Raw genomic sequence first — 22,252 nt, forward strand, 5'->3', positions numbered from 1 at the left:
GCCATGGCCACCCCCACCCTGACCTCGCTTCGTCGCACGGCACACCGGGCGATGGAGGTCGAGTCGCGCGCGTTCTCGCGGCGGCGTCCGGTCGATCGGCGAGTGGTCTTCTTCGAGTCGTTCGACGGCAACGGCGCTCTCTGCAACCCCGAGGCGATCTTCCGAGCACTCATCAAGGATCCCGGCTTCGCCGACCTCCGCTTCATCTGGTCTCTCCGGCCCGGGCACGATCACGACCTGGTGCTCACCGAGTTCGGAGGCGACGCCCGGGTCCGGTTCGTCGAGCCCGGCTCGAAGGCGTACGCCCGAGCCGTGTCGACGGCGGGCTACCTCGTCACGAACTCCACCTTTCCGCGCTGGTTCAGCCGTCGAGACGGCCAAGTGGTGCTGAACACCTGGCACGGCACGCCGCTGAAGAAGATGGGCTTCGACATCGACGACCAGCCCGCCCGGGTCGCCAACGTGCTGCGCACCTTCTTGCACTCCGACTATCTGCTCTCGAGCGGCGACTACATGACCGACACCCTGTATCGGCAGGCGCACCGGCTCGACGGGCTGTTCGACGGGCGGGTTCTGCAGCTCGGGCTCCCCCGGGTCGACGCCCAGTTCGCCGACGCGGGGGAGCGCGAGGAGACGATCGCGGCCCTCCGTGACGCCGGCCTCGACCTCGACGGACGCCGGCTGGTGCTGTTCGCACCGACATGGAAGGGCACGTCGTTCGTGCGCCCCGACGATCCCCGGATCCTCGTCGACCAGGCCCGCGACCTGCAAGACCTGCTCGGTGACGACTACCGGGTCGCACTCAAGGCGCATCAGGTCGTGCACGACAGCGTGAGCGAGCGAGCGGGCACCGGTCTGCTCGTGCCGAACGACCTGCCGACCAACCACGTGCTCGCGGTCACCGACCACCTCGTCACCGACTACTCGAGCGTCTTCTTCGACTTTCTGACGACGGGTCGGCCCCTGCATTTCTTCGTGCCCGACATCGGCGACTACGGCGACTATCGGGGCCTGTATCTCGAGCCGTCGACCTGGCCCGGCCGCGTGACGACCACCCTGGCCGAGCTGGCCGACTCGGTTCGGGCTCCGCTCGACGAGGCGGGTGTCGAACGACTCGCGGCGGCACGGCGACGATTCGCCGGCGACGACGACGGGCGCGCAACGGCACGGGTCGTTGACGCGGTGTTCCGCGGTGTCGTCGACCCCGACCGGTCGCGAGCCCTGAACGAGTCGACCGCGCCTCGCGTGCTCCTCGTCGCCGGTGGCCCGACCGACCGCTGGGATCCCGCCGTCGCCGACCGCGAGATCGCCGCGATCGACCTCGACACGACCGACCTCACCGTGCTCGTCTCCGATTCGCGCAAGCGGGAGTTCATCGCGTGGCAGAAGAGCCTCGACCGAAGGATCCGTGTCGTCGTGCGGCAGGGCGGCCTCGAGGGCTCGAAGTTCTGGTCACTCGCCGCTCGCGTCACTGGCCGGCGTCCGCTCTCGCAGTGGCGCGCCGAGTTGCGGCGCCTCTTCGGCCTCAGCCGTTTCGACGCGGTCGTGGTCGCTACTCGGCACCCCTTCTGGGTGGCTCTCGGCGAGACCGCCAAGGCTGACGTCCGGCCCGGCTCGGCGCGTTCTTAGGCGTTTCTCTGCCAGTTCACGGTCTAATGCTCCGGGGGCAGTGATCCCCGCGAGGAGATCCCATGAACGTGCCGTCCGTACTGAACCGCGCCGCCCGCATCGGGCTGAAAGCCGCCCGGATGGAGGCGCTCGCGCGATTTCGGCGTGACACGATCCGCGACGACACCGTGCTCTACGAGGCGTTTGCGGGCACCGGCCTGCTCTGCAACCCCGAGGCGCTCTTCCGCGAGCTGCTCGACGCACCCGACTTCGCGCACCTGAAGCACGTCTGGGTGCTCGACCAAGCGCACATCGACGACGAGGCCACGCTGCGCGAATTCCGCCGCGATCCTCGCGTGCGTTTCGTACTCCGCGAGTCGCTCGCCTACCTCCGCGCCGTGTCGACCAGTAAGTACCTGATCAACAACGCGACGTTCCCGCAGTGGTTCTCGAAACGGCCCGGTCAGGTCTACCTCAACACGTGGCACGGCACCCCGCTCAAGGCGATGGGCTTCGACATGCCGGGTGGGGCACGGCAGTCGGGCAACACCCTCCGCAACTTCGTCGCCGCCGACTACCTGCTCGCCCAGAACCCGTTCATGACCGAGACGATGTACGGCTCGGCCTACAAGCTCGACGGGTTCTTCCGGGGCCGGATCCTCGAGGAGGGCTACCCCCGGGTCGACCGCCAAGAGCTCACCGAGGCAGACCGGGTTCGCGTCGTCGACGAGCTGGTCTCGGCGGGCCTCGCCATCGGCCGCCGTCGCGTCGTGCTCTACGCGCCCACCTGGAGGGGCGAGTCGTTCGGCGACCCGTCCGACGACATCGAGCTGCTGCTCGCCCGGGTCACCGACCTGCAGGCGAGACTCGGCAGCGACTACGTCGTTCTGCTCAAGACCCACCAGATCCTCGAGCGCTTCGTCGGCGGCAACCCGCAGCTCGCGCGGGTGCTCGTGCCGGGGCGCATTCCGACCAACCGACTCCTCGGCGTCGTCGACACCCTCATCACCGATTTCTCGTCGATCTTCTTCGACTTCCTGGCGACCGGTCGCCGCATCGTGTTCTTCGCCCCCGACGCGTCGTCGTACGGCGCCGGTCGCGGCATGTACTTCGAGGCCGACGAGCTCCCCGGCCCGGTCTGCTCCGAGATCGTCGACGTCGCCCGGGTGATCACGGCCCAGGATCCGGCGGACCCCGAGCTCCGCACCGACGTCCGTGCCGCCTGGCAGGCCCGCTTCGTGCCCCGCCCCGAGCACAGCGCCGCTCGCGTGGTCGACGTCGTGTTCCGAGATCGAACCGAGGGGCATCGGATCCTCGAGCCGTCGGCGTCGGCCTCGAACCGCACCTCGGTGCTGGTGCATGTCGGAGACCTCGCCTCGAACGGGATCACGTCGGCGGGCCTCAACCTCCTGGCCGCTCTGCCGACCGAACGCTACGACGTGAGCATCGCCTACACGGTGACCAAGTCGCCGCAGCAGGTGCACAACGCCGACGCGGTGGCGGGATCGGTGCGGCACTTCCGCCGCGAAGGCGGCATGAACGGCCCGAAAGCCCAGCAGCTGCGACGCCGGCTGCTCTACCGCCGCGGAGTCGCCGACGCACACGCGGCAGATGCCGGGCAGCAGACCCTCTGGGACGACGAGTGGACGCGGTGCTTCGGATCGTCGACCTTCGACTTCGTCGTCGACTTCAGCGGCTACAGCCCTTTCTGGGCGACGCTGCTGTTGCACTCGCCCGACGCACCGCGCTCGATCTGGCTGCACAACGACCTCGCCGCCGAAGTGGGGCGCGAGGTCGCGGGCAAGCGACCGCTCGCCGTCAGCCTGCCGGCCCTCTTCGGCCTCTACCCGTCGTACGACTCGCTGGTGGCCGTGTCACCGGCGCTCGCCGCGATCAACCAGCGGAAGCTCCCACCCTCGGCTCTCGGGTCGCGCACCATCGACTCCGCGGTCAACCTCGTCGACGCCTCGAGGATCCGTCGGCTCGCCCCCGCACCCGTCTTCGAGGGCGAGCCGCTGCCCGCTGACGGCGCAGTCCCCGAGTGGGTCGAGGCCCTGGGGCGCGACGACGACTCCGTCTGGCTCGTCACCGTCGGTCGCTACACGCGCGAGAAGAACCAGAAGCGGCTGCTCGCCGCGTTCGCGGCGGTGCGTTCGTCGTCCGAGACGGGGTCGACGCTCCGGCTGCTGCTCGTCGGGCACGGCCCGCTCGAGGCGGAGCTCGAGGCTGAGATCGAGCGGCTCGGGCTTCGCGGCGTCGCGTTTCTCACCGGTGCCCTGCGCAATCCGTTCTCGGTGCTGCGTGCAGCCGACTGCTTCGTGCTCTCGAGCGACTACGAGGGCCAGCCCATGGTGCTGCTCGAAGCGGCGACGCTCGGTCTGCCGATGGTGTCGACCGAATTCGGGTCGATCGCCGACGCGCTGCCCGAGGGAGTCATCCACGTAGTGCCCGCTTCGGTCGACGGCCTCGCCGAGGGGATTCGTGCGTTCCTGCGCGGCGAGGTGACCTCGCAGCCGTTCGACGTCGACGCCTACAACGCGATGGCGCTCGGCCAGTTCGGTGCTGCGGTCGGCTTCGCTCGGGTCTAGGGGGCTCGGCGCCGTCTAGTCGCGTTTCGCAGGTCTAGTCGCAGAATTCCGCGACTAAATCCGCGAAACCCGACTAGGAGCGCGGGCCCCGGGCCAAAGTAGACGGCAGTCGCAAGAATGGACGTCGACGAAAGGCACCCCATGAGCCGTCCCACCGCCCTGATCTCCGGGGCCAGCATCGCCGGCCCCGCACTCGCGTTCTGGCTGAATCGCTACGGCTGGCAGACCACCGTCGTCGAGCGCGCGCCCGAGTTCCGCAGCGGCGGTCAGAACATCGACATTCGCGGCGCTGCCCGGGAGGTGCTCCGCCGAGCGGGGCTCGAAGAAGCCGTCCGAGCGGGCACGACAGGCGAGGTCGGAACGCGGTTCCTCGGCAAGGGCGGAGCGGTCGTCGCCGAGTTCCCGGTCAAGGCCAGCGACACCGAGGGGGCGACGGCCGAGCTCGAGATTCTCCGCGGTGATCTGTCGCTCATTTTCGTCGAGGCCTCGAAAAGCCTTGACGGTGAGCCCGGCACGACCTACCTCTACGGTGACCGGATCGCCGAGCTCGACGACACGGGGTCGGCCGTCGATGTGGTGTTCGAGAGCGGTGCCCGCGGATCCTTCGATCTGGTGGTCGCCGCCGACGGCATCGGGTCGTCGACCCGCTCGCTGGTCTTCGGCGACGCCGTCGTCGAGCCGATCGGCATGGAGATGACCTATCTCACGATTCCGCGCACCGACAGCGACACCCCGTGGTGGCGCTGGTACAACGAGCCGGGCGGTCGGGCCGTCACCCTGCGGCCGGACCGGCACGGCACCACACGTGCGGTGCTGTCGTCGGTGATCTACGGCGATCCGTCGTCGGCGCGCGACAAGCGTCGAACCACCGAGCAGCAGAAGCAGCACCTGCGCGAACACTTCGCTGACGTCGGCTGGGAGGCCCGGCGAGTACTCGACGCCCTCGACGACGCCGATGACATCTACTTCGAGACACTAGGCCAGGTGAAGGCGCCGTCGTGGACGAGGGGCCGTGTGGTGCTGACGGGAGACGCGGCGTGGTGCGCCTCGCCGGTGAGCGGCATGGGCACGAGCCTGTCGATCGTCGGTGCCTACGTTCTTGCTGGCGAGCTCGCCGCGCACGTCGATCACCGCGACGCTTTCGCCGGCTACGAGCGGATCATGCGGCCGTATGTCGAGCAGGCGCAGAAGCTGCCGCCGGGGGTTCCGCAGGTCGCGAATCCACGCACCAGGGCCGGGCTGGCGGTGTTCCGCGCGGGCCTGCGGGTCGCGTCGAGCGGTGTGATCTCGGCGCTCGGCGGGCGGTTCTTCCGGCCGCCGTCCGACAAGATCGAGCTGCCCGACTACGCGCACCTCGAGGCTCGGGCGCGCTAGTCGAGCAGATTACGGTCAGCATCGCCCGCCGCCGACCGGGCAGCGGAAAAGCCCGCCGCACCCGAGGGTGAGGCGGGCCCTATCGGGCGCCCGGAGGAATCCGGTCTCCGGGCTGATCCCCCGCCGATGCGCCAGCGGGAGACTCCTGGCCGCCGAGTGGAGGGGCGGGCTGGCAACTGACGAAGAGCCCGCCGCTGGGATGCGGCGGGCTCTCCGTGGGAGGGGGTGTTACTCGGTGATCTGGGCGCTGATGGTGGCGACTCCGACGAGGAGGTCGGCCTTGACGGCGTCGGTCTTGAAGGTGGAGTTCAGGAGTTTCGCGGCGACGCCGGAGACGTGGACGGTGGTGCCGGTGAGGACGCCGTTCTTGCCGTCCATGGAGAGGGGCTTGAGGCTGCCGCCGTGGAGGGAGAAGATGTAGGCCTGCTGGACGGCCATCTTGCCGTTGACGAGGACGTCGCCGTAGAGCTTGGAGTTACCCGGGTTGACGGTGAAGTTCTCGAGGGTGACCTTGGTGGAGCCGGCGGTGAGGTTCAGGCCGGATCCGTCGTGCTCGACGATGCCCTGGACGTAGGGGCGGTAGGAGCCGTCAGGGCTCCAGTAGACGAGCGATCCGCCGGTGATGGGGAAGGCGATGTCGCTGCCGGTGAGGGTGGCTTTGCCCTCGGTGGAGGGGGTGAGGCCGAGGCTCTTGAGGGCGGCGAGGAAGTCGCTGTCGAGGGCGACGGAGGTGTCTCCGCCGAAGATCTCGGGGACGGCCGCGGCCGGGGCGGGGACGGTCGACGATGACGCGGCGAGGTGGACGTTCGAGGACGACGGGGCGGCGTAGGCGGTGGAGACGCCGAGGCCGGTGACGCCGGCGACGAGGAGGCCGGCGGTAGCGAATCCGACTGTAGCTTTCGAGAACTTGCGCATGATAATCCTTTGATGGATGTTGCTTGGACGTTTCCGGTAAGCCCGGTGCGTATTCCTGGGGCGTTTGCCCGATGTCTTGTGTTCGCTACCGTCCATCAAAGGGTTTGCTTGCTCGCGAAAAACTTTTGCAGGGCCCTCGCGAGAGTGATGGCATGGGGCCGACCCGAACCGGCCCCATGCCGTGCCCGGCAACCCTGATCCTTGCCGCCGGAACGACCCAATACTCACTCCGGCGCAGTCCCCACAAAAGGCCTGGACACAAACCGGACCGGATGGTATTGAGCGATCGTCTACTTCGCGGCGGTACGTGCGAGGGCCTTGAGGAGTCGCCCGGGGTTGGATGGATGCATGCCGACACTTACCGGAATCGACCATGTGGCCATTACCGTCAGCGACCTCGACGCGAGCAGTGCCTTCTATGAGCGACTCTTCGGGTTCGGCCCGATCGGCTCCCTCGACGGAGACGGCTTGTCGCGGCGGCTCTTCCGGTTACCCTCGGGCACGAACATCGGTCTCACTCAGCATGAGCGGGGCGCGGGGGGACGGTTCGATCCGTTCACACCGGGGCTGGATCACGTCGGATTCGCCGTGGAAGGTCTCGACGAGTTGCGAGCCTGGGCAGCGCACCTCGATGCAGTCGGGTTCGCCAACTCGGGCCTCGTGGAGGCCGACTACGGCACAGCCCTGAGCGTCAGGGATCCCGACGGCGTCGCCCTGGAGTTCTTCGTCGCTGCGTAGGCCCGACCCTGAGTGTCGTCGACCATACGTCGCGTCGACAATACGTCACGTCTAGGACGCGTCGCGCTCGTTCAGAGTGCGTGTGCCGACGAGGCGGTCAGTTGCCGCGGTCGCCATTCTGCCAATGAAGTCGGCGTATGTCGGCTCGGATTCGAGAGGCTGCTGCTGCGGTGACGACGGCAGCAGGATCGCGGGCGCGCGGCGGTGACGCAGGGTCGAGATGCGGACAGGTTCGACGGAGGGCTCGGAGCGGTAGAGGCTGCTCATGCAACGACCGCCAGCAGAAGAGAGGCCGGCGCGAGGCCGGAGGGCAGCGAATGGGTGATGGGCGGGGTCATGGCGACCTGCGATTCTGGTGAAGCCGCGTAAAGCTTCGTCTCGTCCGGGACACCCGACGTACCGCCTGGACTCCCGAAACAAGGGGAGAGAGATCGATGGTCACGCCGAGGGATTGTGCATCCCGATCTCTTCGAGACTAGGTCAGACCACCGACATTGCGGGGTCGATGTCGTTAAGTGGCTTAGCGACCGGTGCGCCCTTGTCGAGCGAGAGGGTGACCGCGTCGAGCAGACTGACGACTCGTTGCGCCTCGCGCGCGGTGATCGTCGAGAGCTTCATGCGGAGGGCGTGCTGACTCGTGCCCGCCGCGTCCTGGAGCATAGCCCGGGCTACGGGCGTCAGGCCGAGGAGCTGACCGCGACCGTCCTCAGGATCCGGCTGCCGCGTCACGAACCCCCGTGTCATGAGCCTGTTCAACAGAATCGTGGTGGCGGCGCTCGTCACCCCGAGCATGTGGGTCACATCGCGGGGGCGGGGGGTGCGACCGACGTTCTCCAGGCGCGCGATGTACTCGATGGCGCTGAGGTCGTTGGCCCCGATACCGAAGTGGTCACGGAGTCGGCACCGGTGCAGGGCCTCGGCGTCTTGCAGGGCGTAGAGCGCTTGGATCACGGCGCCGGAGGGGGTGGCCGGATCAAAATCGTAGAGGGGCGGTGTGACGGCCTCGTCGTTCATGCTGTTCTCCTGGAGCCGAAAGCCCGGCATCTCGATCGAATCAGCGCGACGCGACAGTATTGAATCTACCCACCGCCGCTGGTCACGGCCAGGGATGTCGTTCTGCGGCGGGGCAGTGTGTCGTGTTGTGCCGGGCCGGGCCGGGCCGGGCCGTGCTTTGCTGCGTTGCGCTGGCCGTAGCCGGGAGGTGGCATCTCCCTAGAGACGTTTCGCGCCGCATCAAATTTGACGCGGATCGAAACGGTGGCCGCGGCCCTTTCGATTTCGGTCGAATTTGACGGCGCGCAAAACGTCTCTGACAAAGGGTCGACCCCCTGACGCCAGCATCGATATATCACGCGAGGCGGGCGGGCAGGGGGGCCAGGCAGGCAGGCGGGCACGGGGCAGCGAGGGAGCACCGCCGGGCCGAAGCGCGGGGACGAGCGGCGGGGGCCGGGCTCAGCGGGCCGCAACGGCGAGAACTGTTCGGATCGTGCGGGGGAGCGCCAGGATCCTGAAGTGTCCGCCCGCAGGCAACCGGATGTTCTCGGCCCCCGGCAGACTGCTGCCCTCGGGGATGTGCGGGTCGAACTCACCGAAGATCGACACGATGCGGGCGTTGACCTCCCGGTTGCGGGCGAGAAGCAGTGTCGTCGCGTCGCGCGGCGAGAACGCGCGAAGGCTTTTCAGCACCAACCAGGGGGCGTATCGCGAACCCGAGAACGGCGAGCAGATGGCGACCATCGACTCGATCCGGTGCGCGTCGTCGAGCAGCGCCATCACGTATTTGCCGATCAGACCGCCCTTCGAGTGGGCGACGATCACGACATCGGTCAGCTCGTGCTCGAGCACATAGGTGGCGACATCGTGCGCGGTCGCCTCGACGGGGCGGCTGTTCCAGTGCAGCGAATCGAGCACGTGCACCGGGTGGCCGGCGGCATGCACCCGAGCGATGAGGGGTCGCAGGAACGCCCAGGTCTCCCACACCCCCGGGATCACGACGACCGGGCGTCCGTCTCCACTGAGATAGAGACCAGGATCCCGGCGCCCGACGATCGCCCTCACCTGCCAGTGAGCTGCGAAGGCGTAATCCCGCACCCACCACACGATGTTCCGCGCGATGCGACGTGCGAGTGCGGAGAGCTTCACGACTCGACGCTACTCATCTCGTCGCAGGCCGGCCCGCGTCGCCTCCGGTCGGGTTGGGCGTGCAGACGTCATGCGGACAGTCGCACGTGCCGCGGCGCGACGGCTAGTCCGTTCGGCGTCGGGTAGGCGTGGATCCGCACGGACGGCTCCGCGTCAGAACGGCAACTCGCCGCGCTCCAGCATCGCGATCAGCTTCGCGAGGCGGTTGGTGCGAGTCGTGGCATTCGGCGCCGTCACGAGTCGATGAATGAACGCGTACCGATTGGCGCTCGATGCCCCGGCGAAGAGGACTGCCGCCGCCGGTGTCGCGGATGCGAGGGCTGCTACGAGATCGTCCGGGACTTCGGCGGTGGCCTGCCCGGCGTAGGCACGATCCCAGCGCCCGTCGGCCTGGGCCCGGTCGATCTCTGCTTGGCCGCTGGGGCGCATCCGGCCCTCCGCTGTGAGCGCGGCGACGAGGCCGATGTTGCGCTGCGACCAGAGCGACGCCTTCCGTCGCGGCGTGAATCGCTGACTCGTCACCTGCTCGTCGACGCCCTTCTTCTGGCTGTCGATCCACCCGCTGCAAAGCGCCTCGTCGAGAGCCTGTGGGTAGGTCAGCGACGTGGGCTCGGTCGTGCCCTTCTTGGCCAGGATCAGCCAGATGCCATCGCTGGAGGCCTCGTTGGCATCGAGCCAGGTGCGCCATGCCGCCTGGTCTCTGACGACGAGTCGCGGATCCTCGGTCACCGGCTATTTCTTCTTCGCGGACGCCTTGGCCGCGGCCTTTGCGGAAGTGCGGTCCGCGATCAGGGTGATGGCCGCACGGACGAGGTCACGGAGGCCCTCCTCGTCGACGACGTCGGATTCGAAGTAGTCGATCGAGCGGCGCTTGTTGCCCTCCAGCTCGGCGTTGAAGATGCCCTTCGGGTCGGGCAGCGCGGCGCCGTCCATGAAGCCGATCTTCACCTTGCCCTCGAAGATGTTGCCGACGCAGATGATGCCGCCGAGCTCCCAGACGGGGGAGCCCATCCACTTCCAGGTCTCGACGATCGCGGGGTCGACCGATCGGATGATGGCGCGCAGCTGAGCGAGGCGCGCGCCCCGCCAATCGGGGTGCTTGGCGATCAGAGCGTCGATCTGCTCCGCGGCGGTGGGGGCTGCCGTGTCTGCACCTGCGGCTGTGTCGTCCATGCGCTCATTGTGGCGCGAGTCGTGGTTCCCGTCGAGGATGCTCACGATGAGGGCGGCGAGCTGCGCGGCGAAACCTCAGAATCGACCAATCGTGGCCTCGCGCACCGGATGATTTTGAGGTTTCGGCGAGCGGGTCGCCAGCAGCACGACGACAGCGACGACGACACCGATCACGGTTTCGACGAGGCGATCGCTCACCAGCTCGGCCAGGGGCAGCGGCGATGCGAGATGCACCATCACCAGAGCCAGCGGCGTGACGCCGACGGTCGCCAGCGCGTAGTTGCGCAGGATGAACAGCTCCGCCCAGAGCTGAGCCGCGGCGACGATCACGATCAGCCAGACGAGGGGCGGGTCGAAGCTGAGCAAAAGGGCGGCGAGAGCCACCCCCAGGATCGTGCCGACCAGACGCTGACTGCCGCGCCCCAGCTGGGCCCCGAGCGTCGCGCCAGAGAGCGGCACGGTCGCGGCGACGGCGGCCCAGTAGGGGTGACCGATGCCGACCGCGGTGGCGAGGGCCCCCGCCGCGAGTGGGCCGACGAGGTAGCGGACGATGTCGCGGCGGACGCCCGGCGCTCCGAGGATGTCGCGGAACGGAACCGCGGGGCGCAGGCCGTGCTTGGCCGGTGTCGAGGGTGCGGCGCTGTCGCGCAGAGACGGCAGGATCCGGCCCACCTGCCCCAGCAGCACCGCAAAGGTCGCTGCGCCGAGAGGGAGCACGGCCGCCCAGATGAGGTCGGCCGATGCATGGGCGAACGCCGAGGTGCTCCCGGTCGCGAAGACCAGGAACAGCGACGGCACCGGCAGTAGCCCGATGCGGCGGGAGAGGAGGAGGCCGGCGACCGAGAGGACGGCGATCGCCATGACGGCGAGGAAGGAGGCGGGGGCGACGACGCCGACCAGGGTGCCGACGACGACTGCGGTGGTGAGCGCAAGGCCGGCAGCGGCCTGCAAGCGCCAGCGGGCGGCATATGTCGCGTGGCGGCCGAAGACGCCGGCCATGGCGCCGAACGTCGCGTAGAGCGTGAGGGTCGGGTGGCCCGTGAGCGACAGGATCGCGATCGGCAGCACGACCGCGATGGCCGCGCGGATCGCTCCGGCGTGAGCTCGGTTGTGCGGCAGCACGGAGAGGAACTCGCGCCGCCACTCCGAGCGGATGGTGGTGGGCGCGGTGGACAAGTGCATCACGTAATTATATAACTATAGCTGTATGAAAGCGAGGGCTGCCGGATCCTGAACTGCACTCAGCTCTGATCGTTCCGCCGCGGATTAGCGGAACAGGCCGCACAGGAGAATGATGTCTCCGTGACCCACGATCTGATGACCCCCGAGCAGAACCTCCAGCGAATCATGTGGACGGGCACGATCTGGTTTATCGGTGCTGCCGGTTCGGTAGCTCTGGCTCTCGGGCTGCTGCTCGCCTCAGGGTGGCGGCCGGCCGTGCTGGCCGGCGGGATCGCCGTGCTGTGGTGGGTGGGAGCCGCGCTCACCGCGCTCAGCATCGGGCTCATGGGCTGGTCGGGGTGCCCGATCCTCGAGGTGAGTGTGCCGATCGCCGACCGGAACAAGACGCGAACGATGCAGATCGGAACGCTGTTCTACATCGTCGGCGGGGCAGCTGCGCTGTTCGCCGTGCTGCTCGGCCCCGCGCACTAGCTGATCAGCGGTCGGCCATCGCCTCCGAGAGCGCGTCGAGCAACGCGGGCACGCGGGCGAGCAGGGCACGCTCGTCGATCGACAGCGACGCGCGAGCGGCCTCGAGCACGACGCCCGCGCGGAGGCGGCGTGATTCGGTGACCACGTCGGATCCTGCGGTCGTCAGCGTGATGAGCACGCCGCGGGCGTCGTCAGGGTCGGAGGCTCGGGCGACGAGCCCGGCCCGCTCGAGTTCGGCGACGACGGCGCTGGCGCTCTGGTGTCGAATGCGGCGGAGGCGAGCTAGCGCCGCGATACTCTGGGCGCCGTCGCGCATCAGAAAGCCGAGCGTCTCGATCTGCCCGTCGCTCTCGTGAGCGGTTCGGTCGCGGACGGCTCTGACCAGTACTCCGACCGAGCGGCGGAGTTCGTCGGCGGAGTCGAGGTCGAAGGGGTCGGTGCTCATGCAGCAACTATACAGTTTGGCTGTATAGTTGTGGGATGGAGCTCACCGGAACGGTCCTCACCAAATACACCCACGCGACGATCGTCTTCACCAAGGGCGAGAACTCGCTGGTCGTCGATCCGGGCAGCTACACGCCGAACTCGGCCGAGCTCGTGGCGTCCGCCGAGGCCGTGCTCGTCACGCACGACCACGCCGACCACTTCGACGCGGAGGTGCTCACCGCGGCCCTCGGCGCCCGACCCGAGCTGACGGTCTACGCCCCGGCGTCGGTCACGTCGGCCCTCTCATCGGCCCAGCCTTCCGCCGGCGACTCTGCTGCCGCCGAGTCGGTCGGCACGATCGTCACCGTTTCGGCTGGCGACACCTTCACTGCCGCCGGGTTCGACATCGCGGTCTTCGGCGACGACCATGCCGTGATCCACCGCGACATCCCGCTAGTGCAGAACGTCGGCTACCTGATCGGCGGCGCCGTCTTCCACCCGGGCGATGCGTACCTCGAGCCGGGCGTGCCCGTCGAGACGCTGCTCATGCCGGTCAGCGGACCCTGGATCAACACCGAGAAGGCCGTCGACTACGTGCGTGCTGTGGCTCCGACGTCGACGATCCAGATCCACGATCTGATGCTGAGCGATGCGGGCAAGGGATCGACGGCGCAGTTCCTCGGCGCCGACGGCCTCACGGGAGTGCCGATGACGCTGCTGGCGGTCGGCGAGTCGACGACGCTCTAGCTGCCCTCCGCGTGACCGGAGCGGCCTAGCCGGCAACCGCGTCGCGAGCCGCTGCGAGGAGGTCGTCGAGGACGGTTCCGTCGGATCCTCGGTCTTCGGGGTGCCACTGCACCGCCCACATCGGCGCCGACTCGTGCTCGATCGCCTCAACGGTGCCGTCATCCGCCCGGGCCACGACTCGCAAGCCCGAACCCGGCCGGTCGACGGCCTGGTGGTGCGACGACTGCACGGTGAATGCGGTATCGCCGACGATCGCGGCGAGCCGGGAGTCGCGGTCGACTGTGACCTCGTGCCGAAGCATGTCGGATCCTGCCGGACCGGCCGCGACGTGACCGCCGTCGTGGAGGTGCTGCACGAGATCGCCGCCGAGCGCCACGTTGATCACCTGCATGCCGCGGCAGATGCCGATCAGCGGTGTGCCCGACGCGACCGCCGCCCGCACGAGTGCCGTCTGGGCTCGGTCGGCGTCGCCGAAGATCTCTTCTCGCCCGGGGTAGTCGGCTTCGCCGCCATAGAGCGCAGGATCCACATCCTCACCACCCGTAAGAAGCACGGCATCCGAGGTGGCGAGTTCGGTCTCGAGTTCGGCGTCGTCCGAGACGACGCGCCGCACCGCGAACCCCGTCCGGACGGCCGCCGCCGCGATGCTTTCGCTCAGTGTGCGCAGCTCGGCGCCGTACGCAGGGTCGGCGCGCTCGCGGTCGCTGACGTCGACGAGGAGGAGGCGGGGGTGCTGGTTTTGCTCGTTCACGCGACGATTGTGGCAGAGCGTTGGTGCAGGGCTGCGCGTCTACCCGGCTGGTTGCGGTCGACCGCGTCAGTCGGGGCCGACGATGGCCCGAATCGCCTGGGGGAGCTCCCTCTGCAAGACGGCCCAGATGATCGTCTTGTCGGCCGACCGGTAGTTGTGAGCCAGGATGTTGCGGGTCGCTGTGATCGCGGCGAGGGGAAGGTCGGCGGGTAGCCTGCCGAGCCGCTCCGGAGGGATGCGGTTGCTGACGATGTCGTGGAAGTGGATGATGACGGCCTCGGCCGCCCGGTAGGTGAGGCTGTGCGGTTGGTCGAACTCGGTGACGCCGCGATCGACGATTGCCCCGACCTCGTCGAGCAACCCCCGCAGGGCGTCTTGAACTGCAGGCCAGCGATCGACCTCGGGAGTGGCCGGGGGCGTTGCGCGCGGCCGGGGGCTGAACTGGCCGTCCGTCACAACAGCACCGCCTCCTGCGACACGTGGGCGAAGTACGCGTTGTCGACCTGGCTATCGGTCAGCACATCTGTCGAGAAGCCGGTCAGTGTCTCGACCTCGCTGCTGAACCCTCCGAGATCGAACAGGCTCGCTCCTGGACTCACAGCGACCAGCAGATCGATGTCGCTCGATTCGGAGTCAGTGCCCCGCAGGGCGGAGCCGAAAACGCGAACGTCATGGAGTCGATGGCGCAAAGCCGCTTCGCGGACATCCTCGGCGAAGACAGCCAGGGCGACGCTCGGGCGCAGGCGAGCGGCCCGGAGGATCGTTTGGAGGGTTTCGGGTCGAGGCCGTTTCGACCCGTTTTCGTAGGCGGAGATGGTCGGCTGCTGGATGCCGGCAGCCGAAGCCAGCTCCGCCTGGGACATGCCGACGTCGTCTCTGGCCAGCCGGATGAGGCGGGCGTACTGGGCCGCTCTGGCGCTTCGCTCCACGGGAATCCTCCGATATAGACGTCGTCTATGGTACCTGTCATCCGGTCGCGTCCACCAGGAAGGTGCGGCCGCTGCGAGACGCGTTACGGACTCGGAGACGTGCCGCGGCGCGTGGGGGAGTCCGGGATACGCGGTGCGGCGGATAGGGCGGGCGTGGGGGCGCCACTGCCGTGTCGGAAAACCGCTAGCGGGTGTCAGGGGCCGGTGTGAGGATGGAGCCATGCACCTCGACGACACGGTCTGCCGCGGCGCGGTCCGAAGCCGCGACGCGCGCTTCGACGGCTTCTTCTACACGGCAGTTCTCTCGACCGGCATCTACTGCCGGCCGAGCTGCCCGGCACGCACTCCGAAAGACGCAAACATGGTGTTCCACGCGTCATCGGCGTCGGCTCAGGCGGCGGGCTTCCGTGCCTGCAAGCGGTGTCGGCCCGAAGCCGTGCCCGGCTCTCCCGAGTGGAACGTCCGCTCCGACACGGTGGCGCGGGCGATGCGGCTCATCGCCGACGGCGTCGTCGACCGGGAGGGTGTGCCACGTCTCGCCGAGGGCCTCGGCTACAGCGTCCGCCAGGTCGAGAGGCTTCTGAACGACGAGCTCGGCGCCGGGCCCCTCGCTCTCGCGCAGGCGCAACGCGCGCAGTCGGCACGGATCCTGATCGAGTCGACTGATCTGCCGATGTCCGATATCGTGTTCGCCGCCGGGTTCTCGTCGGTGCGCACCTTCAACGACGTGCTCCGTGCCACCTACGCGACGACTCCCAGTGCGCTGAGATCGGCGGCCGGCACCGACGCCCGGCCGTCACCCGACGGCACCGTCATCCACCTTCGGTTGGCGTTCCGGGAGCCCCTCGACCCGTCGAACCTGCTCGGGCATCTCATTGCGACGGGCGTGCCCGGTGTCGAAGAGTTCCGCGACGGGGCCTACCGGACGACCCTGCGTCTGCCTCGGGGCTGGGGCATCGTCTCGGTGCGCCGCCCGATCGGCTCTGCTTTTCCGGTCACCCTGCGGCTCAGTGACGTCCGCGACGTCTCGGCGGCCGTGAGTCGGGTGCGTCGTCTGCTCGACCTCGATGCCGACCCGGTGGCCATCGTCAGCCACCTTCGGGCCGATCCGCATCTTCGCACTGCCGTCGAGGCGGCACCCGGGCGGCGCGTTCCGCGGGTTTCCGACCCCGAGGCATTCGCGCTCCGGGCCGTGCTCGGGCAGCAGGTCTCGACGGCCGCCGCCCGCACTCATGCGGCGCGACTCGTTCAGGCGTTCGGCGAACGGATCGACGACCCCGACGGCGGCCTGACCCACCTGTTCCCGACGGCGGAGGCCGTGGCCGGTGCGTCATCGGAGGCACTCGACGCGGCCCTTCGTGTGCCCGGTTCCCGTCGCCGTACCCTGCTCGGCGTTGCCGGGGCGCTTGCCTCGGGGGCTGTCGATCTCGGTGCCGGTGCCGACTGGGCCGAGGCCCGCCGACACCTCGACGCGCTGCCCGGCATGGGGCCGTGGACCATCGAGACAATCGCGATGCGCGCCCTGGGCGACCCCGACGCCTTCCTCGTCGGCGATCTCGGTGTCGTCAAGATCGCCGCCACCCTCGGCCTGCCCACCGACAAGCGGGGTCTCGAGGCAGCGTCGCGTGCCTGGTCGCCGTGGCGCGCCTACGCCGTGCAATACCTCTGGGCGCTCAGCCCGCACGCCGTCAACACGATTCCCGACCACGACGTCGTTCTGCCTCCTCTCGAAGGGCCTCCCGCATGACTTTCACGACCATCGACTCCCCCATCGGCGAACTCACGCTCGTCGCCGACGCCGACTCGACCGCACTCCGAGCGCTCTACATGGTCGACCACCGTCATGCCCCCGGCCGCGAGACCTTCGGCGATCGGGTCGACCCGTCCGTCGGGGTCTTCGCCGCCGCCGCCGACCAACTCCCGGCGTACTTCGCCGGGTCGCGGCGCACCTTCGACATCGTGCTCGACCCGGTCGGCACCGACTTCCAGCGCGCGGTCTGGCAGCAGCTCGTACTCATTCCGTACGGCGAGACCCGCACCTACGGCGAGATCGCCGTCGCGCTCGGCAACCCGAAGGCGGTGCGTGCCGTGGGGCTCGCCAACGGGCGCAATCCGCTGTCGATCATCGTGCCGTGCCATCGCGTCATCGGAGCGAATGGCGCGATGACGGGCTTCGGCGGCGGCGTCGAACGCAAGGTGCATCTCCTGGGCGTCGAGGCCGGGGTCGCCGGGCGGCCGGTGCCTGCGGTGCAGCCCGCCCTCTTCGCGTAGCGCCTGCAAATTCGAAGGAGAAACGCGCCCGCCGCGACGCAGACAGTGCGATCGGCGGGGGTCAGGCCGCCGAATCTCCTTCGAATTTGCACGGGTGCGGCGTAGCGTGGCGGTGATGGCCGAGCAACACGAACCGCAGGATCCCAGACCACCCGCCGCAGGGCCCGCCGCCCCTCGCGCTTCGGGTCGCTCACCCGCTGCCGCGCCGTCCTCGCAGGTCGAGCGTGTGCGCGACACAGCCCGCCGCGATCCGTCCCTTGCCGCGGTCCGCTACCGCCTCGAGCGCGCCGAGTCCGACGCGCGGGCTGCCGAGGCTGGCGCTGCGGGCGCTGATCCGACCGCTGGCGCTGGGGGCGCAGGCCCCACCGCTCCACCCCGCTCAGACGCGAAGCGCGCCCCCACCGCCGCCGAACTCCGCGCGATCGCCAAGACCGCCCTCGATCGCGCGATCGACGCCGGCGAGTTCGACAATTCGCCGCTCGCCGGCAAACCCCTTCCCGGGCTCACCGGCGGCCACGATCCCGACTGGTGGATCAAAGCCAAGATCGAACGCGAGGGTCTTTCGGGGGTGGCTCCTCCGGCGCTGTCTCTCCGCACCGAGAACGCACAGCTCGACGACCTCCTCGACTCGATGGCGACCGAGGCGTCGGTGCGCGCGACGCTTTCCGACTTCAACTCGCGAATCGTCGAGGCTCGGCGGCAGCTCGCCGGCGGGCCACCCGTGGTGACGCCGTTGCGCGATGCCGACGCCGAGGTAGGGCGGTGGCGGGCGCGGAGGGAGGCGCGGCGCGCGGCAGCGGCAGAGTCAGCGGCGCTGGCCGAGGTCGAAGAAGCTGCCCAGCAGACGACATGGCGAGCCCGACGCCGGGCCGCTCGGGCTCGGCGCGCCCAGGAGCGGGGGCTCGGGGGCGCGTCCGCCGGATCCTGAGCTTGTTCGCCTGGAAAATCTGAGAGCGATCCGGCTGAGGCACCCCCATACAGCAGTAACGGGTGTGACCCAGAGCCAGGATCGCTCTCAAATTGGCGGCGACAAACCGCCAGCGGCAGCAGCCGAGTGTTACGCCTCGGGTACGACCTCCGACGTCGCATCCTTCTCGGCCGCGCGCTGCGACTCCGACTTCCACTTGCCGCGCGCGACGTACGTCACCATCACGTTGAGCACGGCGATCGTCGGCACGGCGAACAGGGCGCCCGGGATCCCGGCGATGTACGAACCGCCAGCAACCGCGAACACGACCGCGAGCGGGTGCACCTTGACGGCGTTGCCCATGACGAGCGGCTGGAGCACGTGCGCTTCCAGCAGGTGCACGATGATGACGCCGCCGAGCATGATGAGCGCCTGGAGCGGGCCGATGAACAGCAGGGCGATCACGACGGCGAAGGCCCCCGAGACGATGGCGCCGACGACCGGGATAAACGATGCCAGGAACACCAGGACGCCGATCGGGACGGCCAGAGGCAGCCCGAGGAAGAACGCGAACAGGCCGACGCCGAGTCCGTCGACCGCCGCGACGAAGATCTGCACGCGCACGAACGTGGCGAGCGTGTGCCAGCCCGCCTGGCCGGCGCCGTCGACCGCGGCACGGGCGCGACGCGGGAACAGCCGGGTGACCCACTTCCAGACGCCGTCGCCGTCGATGAGCATGAAGATCGTGGCGAAGATCGTCAGCAGTCCGTCGGCGATGAAGTGCGCACCCCCGAGCCCAACTGCCGCGACACCGGAGAGGAGCGACTTCGAGCTGTCCTGGATGGCCGTGGTGGCCGAGTCGAGCACCGAGTTGTAGTCGCTGCTCGTGAGGTTGAACGGGGGCGCGGCGAGGAACTGCTTGACGACCTCGAACCGGTCGACCGACTTCTTCTCGAGTGCGGGGAGCCCGGCTCGTACCTGCAGGACGACGAGCAGCACGAGCCCGCCGAAGATGACGATCGCGAGCAGCAGTGCGACGACGATCGACAGCCACTTGGGAACGCGGTGACGCTCGAGCAGGCGGACGAACGGCTGCAGCAGAGCCGAGATCAGCAGCGCGATCAAGAACGGCACGACGATTTCGGCGAGCTTCTCGATAAGGAACAGGAAGACGGCAAGGCAGGCGACGACGACGAGGATCCGCCACCCCCACGCCCCTGCGATCTTCATGCCGTTCGACACGGTGTCGTCGGCCCGGAATGCCGGAACGACCGGGCCGGCCGAGACGCGGGCGTCGCGCGGGGCGCGCGGGTCGCGCGAATCGTCGGAGGAGTGAGAGAAACCGGGGATCTTCATGAGCTGCGTGTGCTCGGCTTTCTGGACGGGTGCAGGGAGGCCGCCGGTGCGGTGGCTACCGATGAGTCGGCTAGAGACGACCCATCGTCACGCAGAAACTGCGCGAACTGCAATGTACCGCCCAATTGTCGAGCAGTGCGCGCCCCCGAGTGGGGCCTACGGCGAGGGCGTCGGAGCGGCGGTGGGGGCGTCGGTCGTGCCGGTGCCGCCGGTGCCCGTTCCGGTGCCGGCGCCCGCGTCGCCCGCGCCGCCGGTCCCGCTTGCGCCGCCGGTGTCAGTCCCGGCCGCGCCGCCCGTGTCGGTCGTGCCGGTGTCGGCCGTGCCGGATCCTGCGCCCGTCGCCTTGGACGAGGACGAGGAGGACGACGACGAAGACGAGGATCCGCCCACCGCGCTCGACCCGACCTCCGATGCCGGCGGCGCGGTGAGCGTGTCTCCGCCGTACGCGGCGTCGAGCGACGCCAGGATCGGCTTCGCGATCAGGAACTTCACGTTGTAGCCGTAGTTGGAGCCGATGTAGGTGTCGTAGAACGACGTCGACCCGGAGACGTTGCCGACCCAGGTCGCCGTGGCCACCTTCGTCGTCGAGGTGACGAGCCAGTTCTGCTCGGCGTTGTCGTTGGTGCCGGTCTTGGCGAGCATGTCGACGCCGTCGTTCGGGTTCGCCAGGGCTCCCGTGCCACCCGCTTTCAGCACCGTCTGGAGGGCGTAGGAGACGCCGGCAGCGACCTCGGATGACATGCCCTGCGTGCAGCTCGTGGGAGTTGCCGTGATCTTCGTGCCGTTGGCGCCGGTGATGCTGTCGATGGCGACCGGGGTGCAGACGACGCCGTTGTTGGCGATTCCGGCGTAGGCGGTGGCCATCGTCAGCGGCGAGATCGTGTTCGTGCCGAGGATCGACGACGGCACCGAGCTGAGCGTGCCGCCGGTGGTCGCCGTGTGCACGCCCATGTCGGTGGCGGCCTTGATGATGTTGCAGAGGTCGAGCTGGGTACCCATCTCGGCGTAGGCGGTGTTGATCGACTCCTGCGTGGCGGTCAGTACCGACATCGACGACCCCACCGATTCGGCGTTCGCGACCGACCAGGTGCCCGAGCCGATGTTTGAGCAGCTGTTGGTGAATTGCGAGAACGAGAAGTCGTGCTCGCCGGTCGTGACGTAGTCCGACAGCGAGTGGCCCGCCTCGAGCCAGGCCGCGAGGGTGAACGCCTTGAATGCCGATCCGGTCTGGAACCCGGTCGACCCTCCGTACGCCTGATCGGTGTTGTAATTCACGCCGGTCTGCCCGGCCGTCGCCTGGTCGCTCTGCGTGTAATCGGTGTTCTGAACCATGGTCAGGATCCGGCCCGACCCCGGCTCCACAGCCACGTTCGAGGCGCCCACATCGAGCCCCGCCACCGTCGCCGGCATCACTGCGCTGAGTGACGCCTGCGCCGTCCGCTGCTGGGCCAGGTCGAGGGTGGTCTCGATCTTCAGGCCACCCTGGTTGAGCGTTGCGAGCCGGGCGTCGGCGGTCGACCCGAAGGCTTCGTCGTTCTTCACGACGTTCAGCACGTAGTCGCAGAAGTACCCGGCGTCGTACTTCACGGCCGACGCGCAGCCGTTCGTCGCCGCCGTGATCCTCGGCGTGATCACGCTCGCCGTCGCCGCGGTCAGCTGTGCTTTCGTGATGCTGCCGTGCACGTACATCCGCTGGAGCACGTAGTCGCGGCGCACCTGCGTCAGGGCGTAGTGGTTGGCCGATCCGTTGGCTTTATCAGTCGGTTGGTCGATGCGGAGGTTCGACGGGTTGTTGATGATCGCGACAAGTGTGGCCGATTGGGCGATTGTGAGTCTCGATGCGGAGACTCCGAAGTAGTACTCGGCGGCGGCTTGGATGCCGTAGATGTTGCCGCCGAAACCGACGATGTTGAGGTAACCGGTGAGGATCTCCGACTTGGAGTACTTCTTCTCGACGCTGATCGCGTAGCGCATCTCGCGGAGTTTGCGCTCGGGCGTCACCGCCGTGACGTCTTCATAGCACTTGGTCGCCTTCGCGGCGTCGGTGTTCTCGGTCGCACACCGCTCCACGAGCACGTTCTTCACGTACTGCTGCGTAATCGACGAGCCGCCCTGCACGCTGCCGCCGAGCGTCGTGGCGAGCACCCCGCGAATCGTGCCGGCGACGTCGATGGCTCCCTCGTCGTAGAAGCGCGGATCCTCAGTGTCGACGGCAGCGTTCTTGACGGCCGTGGCGATCTGGTCGGCGGTGACGTCGGTGCGGTTCTCCGTATAGAAGGAGGCGATCTTGACGTTCGTCGAGCCGTCTTTCGCGTACAGGCTGGAGGCCTGCGCCGGCGGGGTGATCTCGAGGTAGCTCGGCAGCGAGTCGAACGCGTCGACGCCGGTGGTCACGGTGTTCGAGGCGACCACGAGAGCGGGCACGGCGAGCACGGCGCAGAGGAGTCCGGCCACGAGGCTGAGCCCGGCGAAGCCGCCGAGGGCTCGGAGCCCGCCGAGGGTGCGGTCGTGGGCACGGGGGAGTCGGGTTGTCGTCACATCGAACCGTACGAACGCCTCGCCATGAACAGCCTGGGGTGAGGGCCCGTCTCAGCGAACCGGGGGGTGGCTCTTGCAGAACGTGCAGGTTGTCGGCCGTCCAACCCCGTGCTGGAGCCTCCGAGTGCCGCCAATT

General features: G+C 68.7%; 22 protein-coding genes. 9 read left to right on the plus strand and 13 right to left on the minus strand.

The annotated features are described in order from the left end of the window. Positions 1-3: 3 nt before the first annotated feature. The 3 genes from EDF39_RS02920 (at position 4) to EDF39_RS02930 (ending at position 5,570) form a co-directional block, all read left to right on the plus strand. Positions 4-1,629 carry a CDP-glycerol glycerophosphotransferase family protein gene (locus EDF39_RS02920; protein ID WP_123940343.1) on the plus strand — a complete coding sequence of 542 codons (1,626 nt, stop codon included), beginning with the start codon at positions 4-6 and terminating at the stop codon, positions 1,627-1,629. Between the two features lie 62 nt (positions 1,630-1,691). Then, positions 1,692-4,196 (plus strand): CDP-glycerol glycerophosphotransferase family protein, encoded by a 2,505-nt coding sequence (locus EDF39_RS02925; RefSeq protein ID WP_123940345.1) that lies wholly within the window; start codon positions 1,692-1,694, stop codon positions 4,194-4,196. 141 nt (positions 4,197-4,337) lie between these two features. Beyond that, positions 4,338-5,570 carry an FAD-dependent monooxygenase gene (locus EDF39_RS02930; protein WP_123940347.1) on the plus strand — a complete coding sequence of 411 codons (1,233 nt, stop codon included), beginning with the start codon at positions 4,338-4,340 and terminating at the stop codon, positions 5,568-5,570. 228 nt (positions 5,571-5,798) lie between these two features. Here the strand turns inward: EDF39_RS02930 and EDF39_RS02935 are convergent, their stop codons facing one another. Continuing rightward, positions 5,799-6,485 carry a hypothetical protein gene (locus EDF39_RS02935; protein WP_123940349.1) on the minus strand — a complete coding sequence of 229 codons (687 nt, stop codon included), beginning with the start codon at positions 6,483-6,485 and terminating at the stop codon, positions 5,799-5,801. 348 nt (positions 6,486-6,833) lie between these two features. Here EDF39_RS02935 and EDF39_RS02940 point away from each other — a divergent pair, with 348 nt between their 5' ends. Further along, complete coding sequence (locus EDF39_RS02940; RefSeq protein WP_123940351.1) at positions 6,834-7,223, plus strand: VOC family protein; 390 nt, start codon at positions 6,834-6,836, stop codon at positions 7,221-7,223. Between the two features lie 51 nt (positions 7,224-7,274). Here EDF39_RS02940 and EDF39_RS02945 read toward each other — a convergent pair whose 3' ends face one another. The 6 genes from EDF39_RS02945 to EDF39_RS02970 all read right to left on the minus strand — a co-directional run bounded on the left by EDF39_RS02945 (position 7,275) and on the right by EDF39_RS02970 (position 11,720). Next, positions 7,275-7,490 (minus strand): hypothetical protein, encoded by a 216-nt coding sequence (locus tag EDF39_RS02945; protein ID WP_055961719.1) that lies wholly within the window; start codon positions 7,488-7,490, stop codon positions 7,275-7,277. Positions 7,491-7,703: 213 nt separating this feature from the next. Continuing rightward, positions 7,704-8,237: a MarR family winged helix-turn-helix transcriptional regulator gene (locus tag EDF39_RS02950; RefSeq protein WP_158613142.1), complete on the minus strand. Its 534-nt coding sequence runs from the start codon at positions 8,235-8,237 to the stop codon at positions 7,704-7,706. Positions 8,238-8,675: 438 nt separating this feature from the next. Then, on the minus strand, positions 8,676-9,365 hold the full coding sequence (locus EDF39_RS02955; RefSeq protein WP_233572940.1) for a triacylglycerol lipase: 690 nt from the start codon (positions 9,363-9,365) through the stop codon (positions 8,676-8,678). Between the two features lie 153 nt (positions 9,366-9,518). After that, a complete protein-coding gene (locus EDF39_RS02960; RefSeq protein ID WP_123940355.1) occupies positions 9,519-10,094 on the minus strand; it encodes a YdeI family protein in 576 nt (191 codons plus the stop codon). A gap of 3 nt (positions 10,095-10,097) precedes the next feature. Further along, the gene (locus EDF39_RS02965) at positions 10,098-10,538 is read right to left on the minus strand and encodes a DUF1801 domain-containing protein (RefSeq protein WP_123940357.1); all 441 of its coding nucleotides are present in this window, start codon (positions 10,536-10,538) and stop codon (positions 10,098-10,100) included. A 75-nt stretch (positions 10,539-10,613) separates the two neighbouring features. Next, on the minus strand, positions 10,614-11,720 hold the full coding sequence (locus EDF39_RS02970; protein ID WP_123940359.1) for an FUSC family protein: 1,107 nt from the start codon (positions 11,718-11,720) through the stop codon (positions 10,614-10,616). Between the two features lie 120 nt (positions 11,721-11,840). On the opposite strand from EDF39_RS02970, the gene EDF39_RS02975 reads away from it, so the two are divergent. Further along, positions 11,841-12,191 carry a hypothetical protein gene (locus EDF39_RS02975; protein WP_123940361.1) on the plus strand — a complete coding sequence of 117 codons (351 nt, stop codon included), beginning with the start codon at positions 11,841-11,843 and terminating at the stop codon, positions 12,189-12,191. Between the two features lie 4 nt (positions 12,192-12,195). Here EDF39_RS02975 and EDF39_RS02980 read toward each other — a convergent pair whose 3' ends face one another. Further along, positions 12,196-12,636 (minus strand): MarR family winged helix-turn-helix transcriptional regulator, encoded by a 441-nt coding sequence (locus tag EDF39_RS02980; RefSeq protein ID WP_123940362.1) that lies wholly within the window; start codon positions 12,634-12,636, stop codon positions 12,196-12,198. A gap of 35 nt (positions 12,637-12,671) precedes the next feature. Here EDF39_RS02980 and EDF39_RS02985 point away from each other — a divergent pair, with 35 nt between their 5' ends. Further along, positions 12,672-13,364: an MBL fold metallo-hydrolase gene (locus EDF39_RS02985; RefSeq protein ID WP_123940364.1), complete on the plus strand. Its 693-nt coding sequence runs from the start codon at positions 12,672-12,674 to the stop codon at positions 13,362-13,364. A 25-nt stretch (positions 13,365-13,389) separates the two neighbouring features. Here the strand turns inward: EDF39_RS02985 and EDF39_RS02990 are convergent, their stop codons facing one another. From EDF39_RS02990 to EDF39_RS03000, 3 genes are all read right to left on the minus strand, one after another. Further along, positions 13,390-14,115: a gamma-glutamyl-gamma-aminobutyrate hydrolase family protein gene (locus tag EDF39_RS02990; RefSeq protein ID WP_123940366.1), complete on the minus strand. Its 726-nt coding sequence runs from the start codon at positions 14,113-14,115 to the stop codon at positions 13,390-13,392. A 66-nt stretch (positions 14,116-14,181) separates the two neighbouring features. Then, on the minus strand, positions 14,182-14,571 hold the full coding sequence (locus EDF39_RS02995; RefSeq protein ID WP_123940368.1) for a DUF86 domain-containing protein: 390 nt from the start codon (positions 14,569-14,571) through the stop codon (positions 14,182-14,184). Next, on the minus strand, positions 14,568-15,044 hold the full coding sequence (locus EDF39_RS03000; protein ID WP_233572941.1) for an XRE family transcriptional regulator: 477 nt from the start codon (positions 15,042-15,044) through the stop codon (positions 14,568-14,570). Before EDF39_RS03000 ends, EDF39_RS02995 begins: the two co-directional genes overlap by 4 nt. A gap of 220 nt (positions 15,045-15,264) precedes the next feature. Here EDF39_RS03000 and EDF39_RS03005 point away from each other — a divergent pair, with 220 nt between their 5' ends. The 3 genes from EDF39_RS03005 (at position 15,265) to EDF39_RS03015 (ending at position 18,243) form a co-directional block, all read left to right on the plus strand. Beyond that, the gene (locus tag EDF39_RS03005; RefSeq protein WP_123940371.1) at positions 15,265-16,791 is read left to right on the plus strand and encodes an AlkA N-terminal domain-containing protein; all 1,527 of its coding nucleotides are present in this window, start codon (positions 15,265-15,267) and stop codon (positions 16,789-16,791) included. Continuing rightward, positions 16,788-17,315 carry a methylated-DNA--[protein]-cysteine S-methyltransferase gene (locus EDF39_RS03010; protein WP_123940373.1) on the plus strand — a complete coding sequence of 176 codons (528 nt, stop codon included), beginning with the start codon at positions 16,788-16,790 and terminating at the stop codon, positions 17,313-17,315. Before EDF39_RS03005 ends, EDF39_RS03010 begins: the two co-directional genes overlap by 4 nt. Positions 17,316-17,430: 115 nt before the next feature. Continuing rightward, a complete protein-coding gene (locus EDF39_RS03015; RefSeq protein WP_123940375.1) occupies positions 17,431-18,243 on the plus strand; it encodes a DUF1992 domain-containing protein in 813 nt (270 codons plus the stop codon). A gap of 129 nt (positions 18,244-18,372) precedes the next feature. On the opposite strand, the gene EDF39_RS03020 is transcribed toward EDF39_RS03015, so the two are convergent. Further along, positions 18,373-19,578: an AI-2E family transporter gene (locus EDF39_RS03020; protein WP_233572942.1), complete on the minus strand. Its 1,206-nt coding sequence runs from the start codon at positions 19,576-19,578 to the stop codon at positions 18,373-18,375. A 156-nt stretch (positions 19,579-19,734) separates the two neighbouring features. Further along, entirely contained in the window at positions 19,735-22,116 is a 2,382-nt protein-coding gene (locus EDF39_RS03025; RefSeq protein ID WP_123940377.1) for a transglycosylase domain-containing protein, read from the minus strand. Positions 22,117-22,252 lie beyond the last annotated feature (136 nt).

Origin of the sequence: Frondihabitans sp. PhB161 (genome assembly GCF_003814635.1) — a bacterium.
Taxonomy (GTDB): Bacteria; Actinomycetota; Actinomycetes; order Actinomycetales; family Microbacteriaceae; genus Frondihabitans.

Coding starts and splice junctions, on each gene's coding strand:
- EDF39_RS03020 (WP_233572942.1), bottom strand. CDS start 19,578: ATGAAGATCCCCGGTTTCTCTCACTCCTCCGACGATTCGCGCGACCCG.
- EDF39_RS02945 (WP_055961719.1), bottom strand. CDS start 7,490: ATGAGCAGCCTCTACCGCTCCGAGCCCTCCGTCGAACCTGTCCGCATC.
- EDF39_RS03005 (WP_123940371.1), top strand. CDS start 15,265: ATGCACCTCGACGACACGGTCTGCCGCGGCGCGGTCCGAAGCCGCGAC.
- EDF39_RS03010 (WP_123940373.1), top strand. CDS start 16,788: ATGACTTTCACGACCATCGACTCCCCCATCGGCGAACTCACGCTCGTC.
- EDF39_RS02950 (WP_158613142.1), bottom strand. CDS start 8,237: ATGAACGACGAGGCCGTCACACCGCCCCTCTACGATTTTGATCCGGCC.
- EDF39_RS02965 (WP_123940357.1), bottom strand. CDS start 10,538: ATGGACGACACAGCCGCAGGTGCAGACACGGCAGCCCCCACCGCCGCG.
- EDF39_RS02985 (WP_123940364.1), top strand. CDS start 12,672: ATGGAGCTCACCGGAACGGTCCTCACCAAATACACCCACGCGACGATC.
- EDF39_RS02940 (WP_123940351.1), top strand. CDS start 6,834: ATGCCGACACTTACCGGAATCGACCATGTGGCCATTACCGTCAGCGAC.
- EDF39_RS02925 (WP_123940345.1), top strand. CDS start 1,692: ATGAACGTGCCGTCCGTACTGAACCGCGCCGCCCGCATCGGGCTGAAA.
- EDF39_RS02920 (WP_123940343.1), top strand. CDS start 4: ATGGCCACCCCCACCCTGACCTCGCTTCGTCGCACGGCACACCGGGCG.
- EDF39_RS02930 (WP_123940347.1), top strand. CDS start 4,338: ATGAGCCGTCCCACCGCCCTGATCTCCGGGGCCAGCATCGCCGGCCCC.
- EDF39_RS02935 (WP_123940349.1), bottom strand. CDS start 6,485: ATGCGCAAGTTCTCGAAAGCTACAGTCGGATTCGCTACCGCCGGCCTC.
- EDF39_RS03015 (WP_123940375.1), top strand. CDS start 17,431: ATGGCCGAGCAACACGAACCGCAGGATCCCAGACCACCCGCCGCAGGG.
- EDF39_RS02970 (WP_123940359.1), bottom strand. CDS start 11,720: ATGCACTTGTCCACCGCGCCCACCACCATCCGCTCGGAGTGGCGGCGC.
- EDF39_RS02980 (WP_123940362.1), bottom strand. CDS start 12,636: ATGAGCACCGACCCCTTCGACCTCGACTCCGCCGACGAACTCCGCCGC.